Source organism: Providencia rettgeri (assembly GCF_001874625.1).
Taxonomy (GTDB): domain Bacteria; phylum Pseudomonadota; class Gammaproteobacteria; order Enterobacterales; family Enterobacteriaceae; genus Providencia; species Providencia huashanensis.
In genome coordinates this window covers 15,980-34,235 of record NZ_CP017671.1, presented here as the reverse complement: position 1 = coordinate 34,235, position 18,256 = coordinate 15,980, and the positions used below count along the sequence as shown (strand labels likewise).

Here is an 18,256-nt window from a genome sequence, read left to right as displayed (position 1 = left end):
CTATGATAAAAACGCTAATAAATAGCAAAGATTAAAATAGCTACCTAAGGTAGCAATATAAAAATAAATATCCCCATTTTCTACAAGGCTGGGGAACAGTGAAAACTGTACAACAATTAGGTTACGACAAAATAAGGGTCTCTATAGAAAGAGCCTTTTGTCTAGGAATCAATAAAATATGTGTGGAATTGTAGGTGCTGTTGCACAACGTGATATCGCAGAAATTTTGTTAGAAGGTCTTCGTCGTCTTGAATATCGTGGTTACGACTCAGCTGGTATGGCTGTTGTTGATCACGAAGGTCATCTACAACGCTTACGTGAAGTGGGCAAGGTGCAAATGCTGGCGGAAGAAGCGGAAAAGAACCCTGTATCAGGTGGAACGGGGATTGCGCATACTCGTTGGGCGACTCATGGTATTCCAAGTGAACGTAATGCTCACCCGCATACGTCAGGTTATATTGCAGTTGTTCATAATGGTATTATTGAAAACTACTTAGAACTGAAAGAAGAACTGAAAAAACTCGGTTATGTCTTTAGTTCAGAGACTGACACTGAAGTGATTGCTCACCTTGTTCACCATGAACAACAAAAAGGTGGGTCACTGGTGGAAGTGGTTCAACGTGTTATTCCACAATTACGCGGTGCTTACGGTACGGTAATTATGGATAGCCGTATTCCTGAATTATTAGTCGCCGCACGCTCTGGTAGCCCATTAGTTATTGGCTTAGGTGTGGGTGAAAACTTCTTAGCATCGGACCAATTAGCACTACTGCCTGTGACTCGTCGTTTTATTTACCTTGAAGAAGGTGATGTCGCGGAAGTTACTCGCCGTACTGTTCGTATTTTTGATAATAACGGTGCCCCTGTTGAACGCGAGCAAATCGAATCAAATGTTCAATATGATGCAGGTGATAAAGGCGTTTATCGTCATTACATGCAAAAAGAAATTTACGAACAGCCAATGGCAATTAAAAACACCCTTGAAGGGCGTTTTGACAAAGACAATGGCATCGATTTGAGCGAATTAGGCCCTAAAGCTGGTGATATTTTATCTCAAGTTGAGCATATTCAAATTGTTGCTTGTGGAACATCTTACAATGCAGGCATGGTTGCGCGCTATTGGTTTGAATCCTTAGCAGGTATTCCATGTGATGTGGAAATCGCTTCAGAGTATCGTTATCGCAATCCAGCACATCGTAAAAATAGTTTAATGATCACGTTGTCTCAGTCAGGTGAAACGGCGGATACATTAGCGGCATTGCGTTTATCTAAAGAATTAGGTTATCTGACTTCTTTAGCTGTTTGTAATGTTGCAGGCTCTTCATTGGTACGTGAATCAGAATTTGCGTTGATGACAAAAGCGGGTGCAGAAATTGGCGTGGCATCAACCAAGGCATTTACTACACAATTAACTGTTTTACTGATGTTAGTGGCGTATATGGGGCGTTTAAAAGGCGCAAACCCTGAGCTGGAAGAAAATATTTCCCATGCATTACATGCGCTCCCTTCCCGTATTGAAAGCATGTTGTCTCAAGATAAAGTCATCGAAGCATTAGCGGAAGATTTTTCTGATAAGCACCATGCATTATTCTTAGGTCGTGGTGATCAATTCCCTATAGCAGTTGAAGGGGCATTGAAATTGAAAGAAATTTCATATATTCATGCGGAAGCTTACGCTGCGGGTGAATTGAAACATGGTCCATTAGCGTTAATTGATGCAGATATGCCTGTCATTATTATTGCTCCTAATAATGAGTTACTTGAAAAGCTTAAATCAAATATTGAAGAAGTGCGTGCTCGCGGCGGTTTATTGTATGTGTTTGCTGATAAAGACGCGGGATTTGAAGCCAGTGAAAATATGAAAATCGTTTCTTTACCTCATGTTGAAGAACTGATTGCACCAATTTTTTATACTGTCCCATTACAATTACTGTCTTATCACGTCGCATTAATTAAAGGTACTGATGTAGATCAGCCTCGTAACTTAGCGAAATCTGTTACGGTTGAGTAATTAATAAATTGATTAATAAAGGGCTCATTATTTAACCGTAATGAGCTTTTTTTTCAAATTTAAGCAATCTTGAACATATTTGTGTTGATTGTATACGTATAGAAAATAAAAAAGAAAGGCAAGAAAAAGTTGAATATATTGATAACCTCTTCTTTATAAAAAAAGAAAATGCGTTAAGTATCAATGATCTTTCTTTTGAAAATAGTGTTTTTTTACTTGCACTTATACGGTGTTGTGCTGATGAAAACCTAATGTATTTAGATAGCCTTGATAATCGGAGGTATGAAAAATTAACACCGAATTATAATTTTGATCTGTTAATTATAGAACAGCTTTATACCGCTGGTTTAGTCACTCATTTTCCTGCATCAGGGGCATTTTCCTTGTAAGAAAAATGACCCTGTGTTGTGGAATAGTATCGTTAGTAAGGATGTTATTTCACTTTCCTTTCAATTTTGGTAAAAGATCTTCTATTTCAGAATAATAAAAAGGCTTTTCATTATTCGTTTTAAGTGGGTTTATAGTAAATATATCCTTATAAATTTCATGTATTGTTAGGGTTCCTAATGAGGGATATTTTTTTAACCCAGTAGCTTGTGCTACAAAGTCGACATCAATAACATATTTTTTTCCATTATTATCTATTTTAACATTTCCTTCAGAACCATAATCAAATAAAATACGCCCTTTCTCTTTTACAAAGTCAAATGCATTTTTTCCAGTTATAGACTTACCATCGACATATTTGGTAATTAGTACTTGTTTACCATTTTTTAATGTGATTCCTCGAGAAAAATCATTATCCCTATTTATTTCATTTAATACATTTGAACAGCGAGAGTACTCGGTGTTTTTATTACTTTTCTGTATATTGTCATCATTGGGTATTTTGATAACAAAGTTACCTATCCTATAGGCGGCTCCATATACCCCTTTTCCGATGAGATCGCCGGAACATAGGACTATAGTATGATCATTATTCCCTGTTGGAATGAATGTTTTTCGGTGGTTTTTAATTAAATTAATATATTGTGAGGGTAGTATTTTATTTTGTGATTGAGTGTAAATTACATTTTTCTCCCTAATTATTTCAGAAAATAAATCTATATTACCTATACTTTCTATGTTTTTTTTATCGCTTTTTATTTTGTTTGATATAATTTCTTTTTTATAATTTAGTTCTATGTTTTTGTTTGCTATATTTACTATCTTGTTTTTTAGTGTGACCTTGTTGGAAATGTTATATATTTTATTTGGGTTATGTTTATAATCAACATTGATAATAATTGGTCTCATAATAATCTCCATTTAAATATGTTGTATAATGATATTAAAATTAAGAGATTATTTATTTTAAAAAAGGATGTTATGAGTCGTTTTTCAATAAGTTAATCATATCACTAAATATAGATTGCCATTCATTATCATCGATTTCCATTAATCCCATATAGCGCAGCATAAAAGCGCCTTCAGTTGCTAGAAAAATAATTCTTGCCTGTTTGCCTTTTTCTGTGGATGTATCCAGGTTTTCAATACGTTCACGATACCAAATACGTGTACTTTTAAGGTATTCCGGCGTTTGTAATAATGACGCCATTAAGGCCGCACCTTTGGCCATTGAGACTTTATCGTGCTCATGGGTTGCTTGTAGATGGGCTAAAATTTTCCTTTCTGGGCTATTATCTTGCTCAATAACTCGGTTGAATACTTCATCATAGGATCGGCCCCAACGTTCAAACATCGCATCGATAAGGGCCTCTTTATTGCCAAAGCAGTACTGAACTCCACCTTTAGAGATCCCCATTGCTTTTGCAACAGCATCAATAGTCAGGGCTGCGGCCCCTTGTGTAATGACGATTTCTTCAGCGGTATCCAGTACCTTATCGCGATCAATCGTTCGTTGACGTCCCATTTAGAAAAACCTCTTTTCAATACATACGTATGGATTTATATTATAGCACGATCATCAATAAAGCGTGATCAACTAAACTCATTGAGAGAATTTTATGTTAGCCGATTATAAACGCTGGATAGTACTTCTGTTAGTATCAAGTGTGTTATTTCTTATAGTTATTGATGTTACTGTGCTTTATACCGCACTGCCCAAGTTGACTCATGATTTAGGTGCGACCGCATCTGAAAAACTATGGATTATGAATGCTTACCCATTAGTGGTTGCAGGTTTATTGCCTGCTGCGGGAATGTTAAGCGATAAAGTGGGTCATAAGCAGATGTTTTTATTGGGGCTACCATTATTTGGCATAGCGTCATTATGTGCGGCTTTTTCGCCAACGGCGATGAGTTTAATTTTATCTCGAGGCTTCCTCGCGGTTGGTGCTGCTGTAAGTATGCCAGCGACATTAGCGATTGTTAGGAATATTTTTTTAAACCCAAAAGAAAGGGCGCTCGCAATCGGTATTTGGTCTGCTGTGGCATCAGGTGGTGCCGCTATTGGCCCTTTAATTGGCGGTATCTTACTTAACCATTTTTGGTGGGGTTCTGTTTTTTTAATTAATGTTCCTGTTGTGTTATTAGTTTTACCATTTGCTTATTGTTTGGTTCCTAAATGCGGTGGGAATAACAACAAAAAAATCGATGTACTGGGGGCTATTTTAGTTTTGATCGGGCTTATCAGTTCTATTTATACATTAAAAGAAATAGGTAAAGCTTATACAGATTGGACTGCTGTAATGGCTTCAGGGGTTATTGGTGTGGTCTTTTTGGCGGTCTTTAGGCATCGGCAAATCACATCGGAATCGCCAATGATTGATTTTGCCTTATTGAGAAATCCTAAATTTAGTGCTGGTATCTTGATGGCAATTATATCCCTTGTGGTTATTGTTGGGGTCGAACTGCTGCTTAGTCAGCGGTTGCAGTTGGTACTAGGTTATACGCCATTTGACGCGGCGCTTTATATCATGCCTATTCCTATTGCCTCGTTGATCTCAGCCCCTTTAGCGGGGGTGTATTTGCATAAGTTAGGTGAAACAAAATTAGCTGTTTTAGGGTTTACATGTACCTTAATTGGTGTTGTTGGTTTAGCGTGGGTATTTAAAACATCAACAGGTTTATTATTACTTTCATTCTTATTTTTGATTGGCTTTGGGTTAGGGGCTATTTTTACTACGGCTTCTACAACGGTAATGTTAAGTGCATCCGAAGAAAAAGCAGGTATGGCAGCTTCTCTTGAAGAGGTTGCTTATGAAATTGGTAGTGTACTTGGCGTGACTTTTATGGGGGGGTTGATGAGTGCTGTTTATACGTTAAAGCTATCCCTTCCAGATGATTTAGCGGTCAGTAATAAGGTCTATGATAGCATTGATGAAGCGTTGCTGGTTTCTGAAAAGCTACCATTAGACAGTGCTAACAGATTAATTAATCAGGCTAATATTGCTTTTGATCATGCCTTTTTAGTGGTCATGATAGCGACGATTGTTGTCTTGCTTGTTAGCATATTGGCTCTACCGTACTTTATGCGTACTAAAAAACACTGAATTAATTAAAAATGGGAGCTAGGTTGCTCCCATTTTAGTTGGATTTAATTATTTCACTTTACGGATCATGATGATAGCCATCAACGGGCTAAGGGCAAATAACGCAAATAGCCAGATAGATGCCTGTTGTGCCCCCAACATTCCGCCGGGGCTGATTAGCCCACTATTGTTAACAACGACACCAACAAGAGCTGCTGATAAGGCCGTGGCATATAGCTGAATAGTAATTATTGAAGAAGATGCAAGGTTTTCTTCCCCTTTTGGCGCATTATTAAATACACGTAGAACGAGGTGAGGCCAACAAATGCCAATACCTAGCCCAACGCCCGCCATAGCAATTAAGTAAATAATAAATAAAGGTAAAGATTCGATCAGTTTCTGGTTATGCGTCAATACTGCTAGAACAATCAGAGATATAAATATGATGACCGGCCCGACTCTTATAATCTGAATGACTACCTTACCTGTTTTATTTGCACTAAATAGTGCCCCTATTGTCCAGCCAGCAGCCATGATCGCAGTTAAGTACCCTGCATATAATGGTGAAAAGTGATGAATGGTTTGAAGAAAATAAGGTACATAAATTTCTGTTGTCATGCCACCAACAAGTAAGCACATAGTTAAAAAAATCACACCAAGCTGATTTTTTAACGAATAGGAGCCGGTTGGTAATAAACGTTTTCCGTTTTTCCCATCTAACAACACAATAATAATAAGTGTGGCGAGGCCAATGAATAAGCCAATCAGGTTTACTAGTAATTTTTCCGATAAGCTACCAATTGAAATAGCAAGAACTGAGATAACAAGTAATGATATTGCTAAGAAAGGAATTTTAGCCGTTTGAGGTGGCTGGTTTTGCCTTTTTGGTAGTTGTCCGATGACAATTAAGGATAAAAAAACGGCTACAGGGAGTAGGGCCCAAAATGCCCAGCGCCAATGACCTCCCTCTGCAAAAATACCACCAATGGCTGGGCCACATAAGGTCGCTATTCCCCACATACCAGAAACGACGCCCATCGCCCGTGACCATAAATTTTCTGTGAAAACAATTCGGATCAAAGCATAACTTAGTGCGAATAAAATCCCCCCACCAAGTCCTTGTAGCGCTCTCCCTCCAAGTAATATCAACATAGATGGGGAAGCCGCACACCAGATAGACCCAAGGGAAAATAATATTAATGCTATTAAATAGGCAAATTTAGGCCCAAAGCTATCTAAAATTTTGCTGGAAAGCGCTGAACCGACAATTGAAGTTGCCACAAACAACGTGGTATTCCATGCATAATATTCAAGACCACCAATATCGTTAACCACACTGGGTAATATGGTTGTTACGATATAAATATTAATAGCGTGTAAGGCAACGCCTCCAGTGAGCGCTATTGTGAGTAATGCATTGGAACCACTGAGTAAATCAGCCCATTTACCCTGTGCTGTTGTTGGTGTTTTATTGCTCATAGAGAGACCCGCTAGACGGAATAGTCAGAAAAGAGGTATTATCCAAGTAATGTATTGGATAATAGAGTCGTATAATGATTAAAGCAAGTAATTACTTTGATAATTTAAATCTCACTCAAGCCGTAGATAAAGTCCTTTTTTGTATTAAAACGAAAGGGCCAATATCTACAGCAGTAATCGCTAAAGATTTAAATCTGACGGGGGAGGCTGCACGGCAACACCTTCAAAAGTTAGTTACTTTAGGGTTAGTGGAAGGTGCTCAGTGTATGTCACAAACCGGAGCGGGAAGGCCTCGGCAAAATTGGGTTCTCACTGAATTAGGGCACCAGCGTTTTCCTGATACCCATGCGCAATTAGCTCTGCAATTAATTGATTCTGTTCGTACTATTTTTGGTGATGAGGGTTTAGAGCGCCTGATAGGCCAAAGAGAAGAGGAAAGCCGAGATAAATATTTTGCACGTTGTAAAGGTTTGGCATTGCCGGAACGTTTAGCAGCATTAGCAGAAGTCCGGAGCGAGGAAGGCTATATGGCGAAAGTTGAGCAAGATAATGACAGTTGGTTATTTATTGAAAATCATTGCCCAATTTGTGCTGCCGCGACGGTTTGCCAAAACTTTTGCCGTTCGGAATTAACTTTATTTAGCGAGGTAGTCGGTGACGAGGGGAGTGTTGTGCGTGAGCAATACTTGCTAAATGGTGCGGCACGTTGTGTATATCGAGTCACAGTTAAAAACTAAATACCAAGAAGTCTTGGTATTTAGTTATCAAAATAAGCTTATTGATAAACAGTGAGTGTTTCCGTTGATTCTATATGTGGCGCTAGTTCTTGTTTATCTAACCATAATGGTTTTTTACCGAACTGGTTGTACAGTGAAAGCTGGTCTTGGTAATGGGGTGAGCGTTTGCCTTGGGGCGAAATAAAACCACTTTGACCAGGAGCAACAACATCCCACGCTTGAACACCATTTTCAGTAAATACCACAAGGTCATTTTCTGTACCTCTATTATGGTATTCATTTTGATGGAAATTTTCTTTTGCTAGAGCCTGTGGAACCCCAAAGAAATTATTTTCACGGAAAGTTAATGCAGTAGCATTGGTTTGCCAGTTTGCAGGGTCGTCGCCGTATTTATCTTTCATTTTTTGGTAGGTGGTATCCAGTGCTTTTCGGATGATAGTATTCTTGGATTGACCTGAAAAAATATCCACTGTTTGAGGAATAGCGGAGTCATTACCCAGTAGTGATTCATAAAGTAACTTGGCACCCGTGCTAATATTTAATGACCCTGTAGGCCCTTCTTGTGTGGTTTCATAACCACTTGCAAGATACCATTTATCAAATGGGGCTGGGATCGTTTGGCCTAATGTAGTTTTGAGCATCTCTTTTAACCAAATATCAAGGATGGCTGAACCAGGGTGAATATAGTGTTTACCATCACTGGATAATTGGTTTATACCATCCCATTGTTTGAGTATTGAGACTAATTTGGCTGCGTTATCACTAGCTGGTAAGGCTTCAGTAGCTTGGCTTAAATAAGGCATAAATAAACGCCGGTTGAGGTCAACACGGCTAGTCTGTTGTAAAATACTCCACATATCATCTGATGTTAATTTATCATAAGAATCTATGAGGTTATCTATCTCTGTCACTCTATCCGCACTGCCCCAGAGAAAAGCAAAAAGGTCGCTCGCAGGGTAATTTTTTGCGGGGGAATTATTCCAGTTAGCGATATAACCTGATTTAGGGTTATACACTTTAGGGTTGTTTTCGAAGGGTTGCATACCTTTCCAATCCCAATCACCTGTTCCTGGAACAGGTAAACGCGGATCATGGTTAGCTTGGCGATCTGGGTAATGACCGGTGTGAACATAGCCGATGTTTCCGTCTTTATCGGCGTAGTACCAGTTAATTGTGAGGGCTTGGTCCTTTGCTTGGTTTAGCCATTGCTGCCAATTTTGTGCTTGCCCTTGTTTAACCCATGCCATTAATGATGATACTTCTTTCCCATCCCACGCGCGAGATTTACTGTAAGCGGTGTGAGTAGAGTCGTCGCGCTTAATAATATTGCCATGAACTGTACGGTAAACAGCAAAGGTAACCGGTTTTTCGCCTTTTACGTTGATTGTTTCTTGGCGTGTTAGCATTTTTTTCCATTGGCCTTGATGTAAATAATTATTGGGGTTTTCAGGTGAAACTTCTTCAGCAAAGATATCAACACCATCGCCAAACCCTGCCGTTGACCCCCAAGAAATATGGCCATTATGACCGAATAAAATAGCTGGGTAGGCAAAAGGAGTATTTCCAACAATGTTAAACCCTGCACCATGCAAACCAATACCATAGGTATATGCGGGGTTAAACCAACCGAACTGAGGGCCGTTGAGTAAAATAGCGTTTGCGCCAGAAGCTTTATTTTTCCCCACTAACCAAATATTGCTGGTGGTGGGGTAGCCCGCAATCCCATTAGCTCCACCTTGTTCGTACTGTTGGGAAATTAACGCATTGTTTTGTTTAGGGGAAAGAGCAATAAGTTTACCTGAGTTATTTTTAGCGGGTCGATCAAACATGGGAGCCGTTAAACGGTAATCATTAATTTGATTCAATTGTGTTGTTATTTTGTTATTTTTTGAATCTGAATAGGTAAATTCTTGCGGTGAGATGGTTGTTGGTGCATTGGGGTTATTAAGCCAATTAATTTGGTCAAAGACTTTTACTCCCATTTGTTCACCATACTTATCTTTCAGTGCAGTAAGTAATGCAAGGTTATCAATTTCACTGTTCATATCAGAAAAACGATTTGCCATTGTACCAACCATGATCATGGCAACATCAAAGCTATCCCATTGTGAAGGTAAAAAACCATAATCGATAAACTGCTTAGGCATTAATTCATTTGGTTTTTCATTAACTTGTTTTATCCATGCATTCATTCCATCAGCATAACCTTTTAGAATATCTTTCTGTTCTGTCGGTAAATGAGTTATTTGTTGATGAATAGAATCTGGCCAATAGTTAGTTCTAATATCTTTGTCAAAAGCGATGTAATCTTTACCTAACACTTCTGAAACCGTGCCCTGTGTGCTGCGTTTCGCCATTTCCATTTGGAACAGCCTGTCTTGTGCGACAGCATAACCATACCCATAAAAAAGGCTATAAGTATCATCGGCATAAATATGAGGAACACCATAGCTGTCTCGTTCAATTTTCACTTGTGTAGTGTGTGCGGCAAGTGAGGTGAATGACAAGGTGGTTAACCCGAAAACCATTGCGATAGGTATGACTTTTTTTTTCATCGGTTGTGTCTCCATTGTCGTTATTGTTTTTTGAGACTAGCATTATTACATTGTTAATTATTGGTTAATTTTAAGTTAATTATTAATATGTGAATCAAGCTCACAAAAAGGGATACGTAAAATGGGAAAAAAGATAAAAAATGAGTCAAATGGTGGGGTTATTTGAGCGAAGAACAACGCGTTTTTTTGTCGTAACGATTAGCCAACCATGCGTAGGTAATACCAGCTAGGGCACCAGCAATATGGGATTCAGTAGAAATATACAGGTTAATGGGGAGCAAGCCGCTAGCCATCGTACCAAAATAAAATAACACGAATAATGCAATGGCAATATCAACCCATTTTCGCCGTAAAAAGCCTTGGGCAATGAGTAAGCCCCATAGACCAAAAACCCAGCCACTAGCACCGATATGGATAGCATTACGGCCTAGTAACCAAACAGCTAAACCACCAACACTGATAATAAACAATGATGCCAGTAGATAAGCTTTAACTGTGCGATGAAGTAGCAAGGCACTTAAAATGATAAATGGCGGTAAATTGCTGAATAGATGCCCCCAACTACCGTGGATAAAGGGGGCAAAAAAAATGCCTAGTAACCCGGTCATGGTTCGAGGGACAACCCCAAAGGGGGTTAACCCACCCGCTGTTAGACTATTAATTAACTGAACAATAATAAAAATTGCTACCAGAAAAATTAATAGCCTAATACGCGGGTAACCTTGCAAAAAGTTCATCAGGGGTTACCAAGGGCTTGGACGCTTTCTACTAATGAAGCTAGCTGGCCCACGACCCGATCACCAATATCGGCATTATCGCCACCAAGTGCTTTATTACGCATGAAGTCTTTCTTAATTTGCTGCCAGCGTTTAGCATCTTTCTGAGAAAGAGTGCCACGTATTTCAGCCAGTTTAAGTAAGTTTTCTTCTGCACCAGTGGTTAAAAGTTGAGCTTCCCCAAGGTAGTGGTCATCAAGTAACCTTTCTAGCTCATCGTCATTCATAACTGAAGAAACCTTTTCACTCAATTTATTCATGTTTCGATAGCTACCTTGTAGGCGGAAAGCCGGCTCTGTACGGTATTTATCTGATTGGGCTGCACTTGCGATATACTGTTGGTTCACCTTCAATACAATATCTCGTAACTTAATCATTTTTTTGATTACTGAAGTAATTTCATTTATTTCAGCATCAGAATATGGGTAGCTGAGTGAGTTAGTTGAGATTGATTTCCCCATAGCTTTGTCGACAAATAAGTAGAGGTCATTAAGGTCCCGTAACGCTAGAGGGGCTAATACAGGGTTAGATGTGAGGCTATTTTCGATATAACTCAATGCAAAAGCATCATCCATCCCACCTAATACTTCCCCGAGGTTATAGATATCAGCACGGTTTGCTAGCATATCTGGAATACGGAACACTTCTCCTGACTCGGTATAAGGGTTACCGGCCATGACGACACAGAATTTTTTGCCTCGCATATCATAAGTTTTGGTTTTTCCTTTCCAAACCCCTTCAATGCGCCTTGTTCCATCACATAAGGAAATAAATTTCTGTAAAAACTCAGGGTGTGTATGTTGTATATCATCGACATATAGCATCACATTATTCCCCATTTCGAGGGCTAAATTCAGCTTTTCAAGTTCTTGCCTTGCCGTGGCATTAGGTGCTTGTTCGGGGTCAAGGGAAAGCACATCATGCCCAAGAGCAGGGCCATTAACTTTCATAAAAATTAACCCTAAGCGATCTGCCGCGTATTCCATTAAGGTAGTTTTACCATAACCTGGTGGGGATATCATTAATAGTAGCCCCATTAGGTCGGTGCGTTTCCCTTCCCCAAGAGCCCCTATTTGTTTCGCCATATTGTCACCAATAATTGGCAAATAAACATCATTTATCAATTTATTACGAACAAATGAACTCAGTGGTTTGGCTTTGAACTCATGAAGTTTTAAGCGACTACGTTCTGTGGCAATAATGCGTTGTCGTAATGCTTGATACTGGCGAAATTCAGGAATAAAACGTTTCCTTTGCCCACGCATACGACCAAAGTAATTATCTAAACTTAAGGATAAAGTCTGGTTTTCAATCGTTGGATGCTCACCTAGCAAACCGCTAACTTTAAAGTAAAGGTCAGCTTCACTATAACGGGCAGAGGCGACTTTATCTAATATGATAATCGCGATTGCACCTGGTATATAAGGTTCTAGATGAGAAAATTCAGGTACAGAACATAGCCCTTGTAGCCAGTTTTGAATTAATGACCAGCGTTGAGCATAGCGAGTACCTAAGTTTTGTTGTGAACGATTGAAATCGAGCCACATATGCGCATCTTCCAATCGGCTTTGTAATGCGAGCACTAATTCCCTAGCATATTTACTATAAACCAATTCTATGGGTGTTCTCGCTAAGGCAAAACTTAGATATTCAGCAGCCTGAGTCTGTACATACCCTTGGCATTGAATTGGGTTATCTTGTAAAAATAAGCTGATACCAGCTTCAATTTCGGCTTGTAGGTCAAGTAGGGCATTATCATTATGGAATAATTGGTGAATATTCATTGCCGTTCTTGCGCGTTCCGGCCATTGAGCAGGGTAATCTTCGTTTTGTACTTGTTCCCAATAGATTGCAGCAATGGCACGGGCTGTTGGGTTATAACGTAGAAGGTCTGCATTTTCACCGATTGGCAGTAATTTTTTCAGTAGTGCAACGGCATCATGGTCATGAATACCTTTTTCATAGCCTTCTTTGTAACGTGGGCTAGCAAAATCACGGACAATTTTCTCAAGTTTTTCTGGGGAAGTTAACGCACTTTTTAGAAGACTAAAATCCAGCCCGTCTTGGCGCTTGGTTGCCGCATAAATAATAGAATAAGCAAGGTATTCTGAACGATAAACGGTATCAGACTCAGATTCTAGTGATGCACTCCAATAAGGTCGTAACTGTGATAACTCTGCATTCTCAATAGGTTCTTGGAAATCAGTCCCTGTTAGATAAACCCACAGTTGATCATTCTTAGGTAAAATCGTTAGGTCTAGTTCTTGGGTATTCACACTAAAACGGTGACGACCCAATTTAATGATATTGCCGCCATCTTCAAAAATATCTGTTTTATCCCTTAGGACGCGGATAGCTTGGTCGCGAGAGGCTTTTAAACGAGCATCGATATCATCTGCCTTAACGTTATCGTTAATTTCCCTTAGTTTTTCAATAATTTCGCGAGTTTTTAATGCGAGGGGATCAGATGCGAAGAAAGCGTTAAGTTCATCTTGAGATTGTAAACGGGCGGTTCTACGTTGCAAGCTATCGAGTAGGCGATCTGCTGCGGTTAATAAGTTTTGAGCACGACGTTGGCGGTCGTCAATTAGAACTTGTTTATGGGACTCAAAGGTTTCGAGTAATTCTTCACGTTTAGCAAGAATATCATCGAGAAATTCATCATGGCTACTAAACTGGCTTTCCAGTTCTTCTAATTGAACCAGTAATCTTGATAGCTGATCATCACAACTTTCAGGGTCAGAGGCAAGGGAAAGTGCATTGGTGATCCCTTGGCTAAACAAGCGAAATTGAGCCCCAAATTGCGCGACAGTTTCCACGCTACTTTGAGATTTTCGTTTTTGTTGTAAGCGAGCACGAGACTGGTTTAATTGTGCATATATTTGTGAGATAGCATCAATAATACTTGTTTGTTGAGTGACATCGTTAAAAGACAATGATGCCATTAAATTGGATAACATATCTAAATCAGCAGACATTTTTTCCATGTCATTCATGGGGACGTCTAACTGAGCACTGTTTTGTGATTTTTCTATTTGTTCTTCAAAAATAGCAAGCTGTGATTTAAAAGGTAGTAATGCTTTATCGCTTGCAAGGAACGCTGCGGTTGCTTGTGAAACAGATTGCTGAGCTTCAATTATTTCATTTTCCATTTCGCTGAGTTGTTCTAAATCCATATAGCGAAATTCACGTAATGAAATTAAATGCCCTCGATGTGCATTGAGAGAATTTAAGCCATCAACAAACTGTTGAATATCAGTCCAACCATCAGGCAGTGTCAAAGAAAGTAGTGATTTTTGACGACTGACCGCCTCATTCATTGATTTGGCGGATTGTTGCCTAATACTCTCAACTTTTTCATACTCATCAAGAACTAATTCACTAGTCTGAGTAATCTCTTTCAGTAATTTACCAATACTTAGGCACTGGTCATCACTGAGCCAATAATAGAGATCTAATAAATTTTTGGGTTGTTGGCTAAGTTGTTCATAGCGCGCAATAGAAACTTGGTTACCTTCTATCTCTTTTGCAACATGCAAAATTTCTGAAATACCCCTTACTAAATCAGCATTACCTATACGCCCAAAAAAACCACTCCGGGTTGGTTGCTGATCTGCAAACTCTTCTGAGTAAAAAGGTGTTTGCCAAACCTGCATAGGATGCACTCGGGTGGCTTCCTCCCCTTCACCTTCAAACAGTACCATTTTGCCATCTTCAAACATGGCGTAACCATGCCCAATAAGCGGAACGGATAATGTACGTTCGATTAAATTATAGTTAAATAGGGCAAGGCGACCTTGGTTTGGGGAATAGAAAACATATAAGACATCTTCACCATTTGGAGAACGACGTAAACGACGAAAACGCATTCCCTCCATGGGCTGATCAAAGGTTTTGTAATCGCCATTTTGTAAATAGTAGCCACCAGGGAAAATAATGCCGTGATCTTCAGGTAGCTGAACACAAGCTTGCCCAATGGCATCGATGCGTTGTACTGATTGGGATAATGTGTTGTAAACCAGATAACGCCAGCTTTCTTCTCGGTAAGGCAGAACCTTTAATATAATTAAGCTGCCTGTTTGAGCGTATTCAATTTGTGCGTCATCAAGAGACTGGTTTTTATCCAGAACAGCTTCCCGATAAATCCCTAAACCATCTTCAGTATTATTTTCACACTTAATTGTTAAGTCGCCACCGATAGTTTCAATAAATACAGTATCAAGAATATTTAGATGAGGGTAACGACCATTAACCGTGTTTTCGCGTGTGGTTTTATGCCATTCAAAGTCATACGCGGGAGGAAGAGCTATGTCCCGCTCACCTCGATTATCTATATATTCGATACGGCGTTTATCACTTGATATAGACCAACGGAAAACACGGACATCAGTGATGCGGTCACCAATTTGGAAACTGGCGAGAAGTTTCCCATCCCTTTCAACAAGCTGAAGGAGTTGGGTGTTTTTATAGTAAGTGTACAGTTCAGTAAAATCTTGAACAAAGCGATTATCGCTTAAAAAGGTTTCTTCGTAAGGGACGGCTTCAACATCAAATTCGTCCTCACCTTCGACGAGTCGATATAATGAAAAAACATCTTCAAGGTGAGTTTCTTTTTTAAGCCCGAGGAAAACGTTATAACCAAATAAAAGCCATTCACCAACACGAACAATGTCCCTTGCTTGGCAATTATTTTCAGTACGAATACGAATGCGGCCAATAATATCCATTTGGCTTTGGCCAAATTCTTCTAGCCGTTTTTCATTCAGTAACGAAGCTTTTTGATGAAGTTGCTGACCTTGCTCGGTTAGGCGCTTACGCAATATTTCATACGCCCCCCCTTCTGCGACAGCGCTATCGAGTATTTCTTGTTCGCGATCCGTATCCTGAATATCTGACATGGTGCAGCAAATTCCCTTAACTAAGACAATAAAAATGAAAAGCGATTAGGGGTAGAATTACCCCTATATGTGCTGATTACTTAAAGTTGGTCATCTGTCGGTGGAATAGGTTTTGCAGTGACTGTTTTTGCCAGTTGCCCTGCCCCTTTCGCTGCCATAAAGCCATTGATTAGGTCTTGAACTTCAGGGTTTTTTAGTAAAGCGGCAATATCAACTTTCTTATCTTCTTTGCTGCGATTAATTAGTTTTTCAACATTCTCTTTAGCGAAGCTGCTTTTATCCATAAAACCATCAACAGCTTTGCCTAAGCTAAGTGCTTTTGAGAAAGTATTAAAGAAGCTGCCATCACCACCTACAATTTCGATATTGGTTTTGCTCAGTGCAGCAGCCAATACATCGGCTTGTTCACGAGCAATTTCTTTATTCGCATCAATAGAGGCCATGGCTTGTTCAAATTCTTTCTCAAGACGCATACGGAACTCTTCATGAGAACGAGCAGTATCGCTGAGGTGATCCATTGATTTAAATTTATCTGTTAAACCATCAGCTTCGGCTTTCAGGCGTTGGCGGATAACTTCTGCTTGTGCTGAACCTAATTGACCTTCACCGCGAGCTTGTGCTGCCAGTTTTTCTTCAAGGACTTTGGCATCGGCTAAGCCTAATTTTTCTTTAGCGTTAGCTTGTTGTTCTTCACCACGAGCTTGCGCTGCTAATTTTTCTTCAAGAATTTTTGCTTCAGCAAACCCTTGTTGTTGCTCAGCTTTTGCTTTAGCTTCCATAACTTGGGCTTCAGTTAAGCCTTTTTCTTTCAAGCCACGTGCTTCGGCTAGCAGTTTCTCAGCCGTGATATTAGCAAGTACTAAACCTTCTTTTTCTTCGGCTTCCGCAGTTGCTTGGCGAACACGAGCTTCTGCTAAACCTAATGCGGCATGCTCAGCTTCAATACCTTCAGCTAAACGTTTTTTCGATTCAGCTTGTTTTGCTGATGCTTCTAATTCAGCTTGTGCCATCGTACTGATTTCTTCTGCACGGTGTTTAGCGCTAGCTTCATCTGCGGCAGCTTTTTTCACTTGGCGGACTAAAGACTCTTCCGCTTCTGCTTCGGCATTAATGACAGTGACTTTTTTCATACGCTCAGCTTCAGAAACTTCGCGAACTTCTTTAATGCGTTCCTCTTCTTGTGCAACCGTTTTTTCCACTGCTACACGCTCACGGATTACATTAGAGATATTCTTACGTTCTTCTTCCAGCGCTTTTTCTTTTTCAATACGTTGTAATTCAACTTCTCGTTCACGAGCAACGACTTCAAGTTCACGAGCACGGCTAACGCGTTCTTCTTCAATAGCAACAGCGCGAGTGCGGTTCTGTTGAGCCACTTCGACTTCACGCATGCGGTTTTCTTCACGAATTTCAATTTCTTGCTGAGTTTGGATACGTGCTTGTTCTGATTTTAAACGTTCTTCTTCTTGAACACGTAAAGTTTCAGCCTGTTCACGCGCTCGGATATTATCGATTTCACGTTTTTGACGGGCTTCTGCATCAGCTTGTTGACGCTCAAGTGCTAAGCTAGCTTCACGCGTTTCCACATTTTTCTTTTGAATCGCCAGTTCTTGGTCTCGTTCTTTCTGGTTGGTTTCTATATTGTGAATAGCCGTAATTTCAGTAATTTTACGAATACCTTCGGAGTCAAAAATATTATTTGGGTCGAGGGCTGATTTTGGTGTCTGTTCTAGGTAGTCGATAGCGACATCTTCCAGAGCGTAACCGTTGAGGTCTTTACCTATTACATCCACAATGCGGTCACGGAAATCTTGTCTATTTTCAAATAATGTTGCTAAATCTAATTGTTTACCGACAGTTTTTAATGCTTCTGAGAATTTAGCACTAAATAAGGTGCTGACGGCTTGGTGGTCTGATGCGCGGTCAACCCCGATAGCTTTAGCCACTTTCAGTACATCTTCAGTGGTTTCATTTACGCGCAAGTAGAATGCAACCGTGATATCTGCGCGTAGGTTATCATGACAAATAAGGCCATCTTTACCGCGACGGTCAACTTCCAGAGTCAGCAATGAAATACGCATGAACTCTTTTTTGTAGATAACGGGATAAACTAATGCCCCAGTAAAATGTACTTTTGGTTGAGACGACATATCGTTGACAATCAAAGCAGTACCTTGTGGGACTTTGATATAGAAGGCTTTGAATAACCCAAAAAACCCTAAAATAACTAGGATTATCCCTCCGACAATGGTTAAAAAGGGCATTAATGCAGCCAAATCCATATTTTTTCTCCATAGGTTCTGACGATGTCGTCATTTCGATGATTC

General features: G+C 39.7%; 10 protein-coding genes. 3 read left to right on the top strand and 7 right to left on the bottom strand.

Going from position 1 to position 18,256, the window contains the following annotated elements:
* The first annotated feature begins 178 nt into the window (after window positions 1–178).
* Complete coding sequence (gene glmS / locus RB151_RS00115; RefSeq protein WP_042846795.1) at window positions 179–2,011, top strand: glutamine--fructose-6-phosphate transaminase (isomerizing); 1,833 nt, start codon at window positions 179–181, stop codon at window positions 2,009–2,011.
* A gap of 438 nt (window positions 2,012–2,449) precedes the next feature.
* Here the strand turns inward: glmS and RB151_RS00110 are convergent, their stop codons facing one another.
* Window positions 2,450–3,307 (bottom strand): hypothetical protein, encoded by an 858-nt coding sequence (locus RB151_RS00110; RefSeq protein WP_052219355.1) that lies wholly within the window; start codon window positions 3,305–3,307, stop codon window positions 2,450–2,452.
* Window positions 3,308–3,377: 70 nt separating this feature from the next.
* Window positions 3,378–3,923, bottom strand: a complete 546-nt coding sequence (locus RB151_RS00105; RefSeq protein ID WP_048605644.1) for a TetR/AcrR family transcriptional regulator — start codon at window positions 3,921–3,923, stop codon at window positions 3,378–3,380.
* A 94-nt stretch (window positions 3,924–4,017) separates the two neighbouring features.
* Here RB151_RS00105 and RB151_RS00100 point away from each other — a divergent pair, with 94 nt between their 5' ends.
* Complete coding sequence (locus RB151_RS00100) at window positions 4,018–5,505, top strand: MFS transporter (protein WP_071547554.1); 1,488 nt, start codon at window positions 4,018–4,020, stop codon at window positions 5,503–5,505.
* A gap of 48 nt (window positions 5,506–5,553) precedes the next feature.
* On the opposite strand, the gene RB151_RS00095 is transcribed toward RB151_RS00100, so the two are convergent.
* On the bottom strand, window positions 5,554–6,963 hold the full coding sequence (locus RB151_RS00095; protein ID WP_071547553.1) for an MFS transporter: 1,410 nt from the start codon (window positions 6,961–6,963) through the stop codon (window positions 5,554–5,556).
* A 74-nt stretch (window positions 6,964–7,037) separates the two neighbouring features.
* Here RB151_RS00095 and RB151_RS00090 point away from each other — a divergent pair, with 74 nt between their 5' ends.
* On the top strand, window positions 7,038–7,700 hold the full coding sequence (locus RB151_RS00090; RefSeq protein WP_071547552.1) for a helix-turn-helix transcriptional regulator: 663 nt from the start codon (window positions 7,038–7,040) through the stop codon (window positions 7,698–7,700).
* 38 nt (window positions 7,701–7,738) lie between these two features.
* Here the strand turns inward: RB151_RS00090 and RB151_RS00085 are convergent, their stop codons facing one another.
* The 4 genes from RB151_RS00085 to RB151_RS00070 form a co-directional block, all read right to left on the bottom strand.
* On the bottom strand, window positions 7,739–10,228 hold the full coding sequence (locus RB151_RS00085; protein WP_225833204.1) for a penicillin G acylase: 2,490 nt from the start codon (window positions 10,226–10,228) through the stop codon (window positions 7,739–7,741).
* A 185-nt stretch (window positions 10,229–10,413) separates the two neighbouring features.
* Window positions 10,414–10,992, bottom strand: a complete 579-nt coding sequence (locus RB151_RS00080; protein ID WP_071547550.1) for a rhomboid family intramembrane serine protease — start codon at window positions 10,990–10,992, stop codon at window positions 10,414–10,416.
* Entirely contained in the window at window positions 10,992–15,929 is a 4,938-nt protein-coding gene (locus tag RB151_RS00075; protein ID WP_071547549.1) for a DNA repair ATPase, read from the bottom strand. The genes RB151_RS00080 and RB151_RS00075 overlap by 1 nt, the downstream gene beginning before the upstream one ends.
* An 80-nt stretch (window positions 15,930–16,009) precedes the next feature.
* Window positions 16,010–18,211, bottom strand: coding sequence for a flotillin family protein (locus RB151_RS00070; protein ID WP_042846788.1), 2,202 nt, complete (start codon window positions 18,209–18,211; stop codon window positions 16,010–16,012).
* Window positions 18,212–18,256: the final 45 nt, after the last annotated feature.

What these genes read in the sequence shown, in the direction of transcription:
- RB151_RS00085 (WP_225833204.1), bottom strand. Translation starts at nt 10,228, where the DNA reads ATGGTTTTCGGGTTAACCACCTTGTCATTCACCTCACTTGCCGCACAC.
- RB151_RS00095 (WP_071547553.1), bottom strand. Translation starts at nt 6,963, where the DNA reads ATGAGCAATAAAACACCAACAACAGCACAGGGTAAATGGGCTGATTTA.
- RB151_RS00090 (WP_071547552.1), top strand. Translation starts at nt 7,038, where the DNA reads ATGATTAAAGCAAGTAATTACTTTGATAATTTAAATCTCACTCAAGCC.
- RB151_RS00105 (WP_048605644.1), bottom strand. Translation starts at nt 3,923, where the DNA reads ATGGGACGTCAACGAACGATTGATCGCGATAAGGTACTGGATACCGCT.
- RB151_RS00070 (WP_042846788.1), bottom strand. Translation starts at nt 18,211, where the DNA reads ATGGATTTGGCTGCATTAATGCCCTTTTTAACCATTGTCGGAGGGATA.
- RB151_RS00110 (WP_052219355.1), bottom strand. Translation starts at nt 3,307, where the DNA reads ATGAGACCAATTATTATCAATGTTGATTATAAACATAACCCAAATAAA.
- glmS (WP_042846795.1), top strand. Translation starts at nt 179, where the DNA reads ATGTGTGGAATTGTAGGTGCTGTTGCACAACGTGATATCGCAGAAATT.
- RB151_RS00080 (WP_071547550.1), bottom strand. Translation starts at nt 10,992, where the DNA reads ATGAACTTTTTGCAAGGTTACCCGCGTATTAGGCTATTAATTTTTCTG.
- RB151_RS00075 (WP_071547549.1), bottom strand. Translation starts at nt 15,929, where the DNA reads ATGTCAGATATTCAGGATACGGATCGCGAACAAGAAATACTCGATAGC.
- RB151_RS00100 (WP_071547554.1), top strand. Translation starts at nt 4,018, where the DNA reads ATGTTAGCCGATTATAAACGCTGGATAGTACTTCTGTTAGTATCAAGT.